This is a genomic window from Achromobacter sp. SIMBA_011 (assembly GCF_046535435.1).
GTDB lineage: Bacteria > Pseudomonadota > Gammaproteobacteria > Burkholderiales > Burkholderiaceae_B > Achromobacter > Achromobacter dolens.
In genome coordinates this window covers 1-244 of the sequence record NZ_JAWRWN010001061.1, presented here as the reverse complement: position 1 = coordinate 244, position 244 = coordinate 1, and the positions used below count along the sequence as shown (strand labels likewise).

At 56.6% G+C, this 244-nt stretch carries 1 pseudogene; it reads left to right on the top strand.

The window, feature by feature from the left end:
* Window positions 1-244: pseudogene (locus SB816_RS34270) on the top strand (sensor histidine kinase KdpD); the annotation flags it as partial.

Sequence of the window (244 nt, the reverse complement as noted above, 5' to 3'; positions counted from 1 at the left end):
GCATCGACGTTTATACGACGCTCAACATCCAGCATGTCGAAAGTCTGAACGATGTGGTGGCGCAGATCACCCGTATCCGCGTGCGCGAAACGGTGCCGGATAGCATCATCGACCGCGCCGACGATGTCGAAATCATCGATATCACTCCCGACGATCTGATAAAGCGCCTGCAGGACGGCAAGGTCTATCTGCCCCGCACCGCACGGCGCGCCATCGAGAATTATTTTTCACGCGGCAATCTGAC